This is a genomic window from Actinopolymorpha sp. B17G11 (assembly GCF_040196095.1).
Lineage (GTDB): Bacteria > Actinomycetota > Actinomycetes > Propionibacteriales > Actinopolymorphaceae > Thermasporomyces.
In genome coordinates this window covers 1-510 of the sequence record NZ_JBEFTW010000113.1, presented here as the reverse complement: position 1 = coordinate 510, position 510 = coordinate 1, and the positions used below count along the sequence as shown (strand labels likewise).

The following is a 510-nucleotide window of genomic DNA, read 5'->3' as shown; positions in this document are numbered from 1 at the left end:
GGGAGATCATCAACAACAAGGACTTCCGCATCGGACTGTCGTACGCGATCAACCGAAAGGACATCATCAACGCGGTGATGCAGCGGCAGGCCGAACCGTGGCAGATCGCGCCGCGAAAGGAATCCACCTATTACGACGAACAGATGGCGACCCAGTACCTCGACTACGACGTGGACCAGGCGAATGAGTACCTGGACAAGGCGTACCCCAGGAAGAACGCAGATGGGACTCGACTCGGCCCTGACGGCAAGCCGATTACTTTTCAGGTCGACGTACGCAGCGACATCACCGTCTGGGTCGACACGATGCAGCTTGTCGTCGGCAACTGGAAGGACGTTGGCATCGACGCCAAGGTCAACAGCGTCAGCGCCGAACTGGCCGTAACCCGCGGCGAAGCCAACAGCCATGACGCCGCGGTCTGGCAGGGCGAGGGTGGGCTGGACGCGGTCATCCTGGCCAACCCCTACAACTATCTGCCGACCAACCCGCCGTACTCGTTCTTCGGCGTGC

The 510-nt window shown here is 61.0% G+C and carries 1 protein-coding gene; it reads left to right on the top strand.

Annotated elements, in window-relative coordinates; translation table 11 throughout:
* On the top strand, positions 1–510 hold a 510-nt coding region (locus tag ABN028_RS35755; protein WP_349699676.1), incomplete at both ends, for an ABC transporter substrate-binding protein.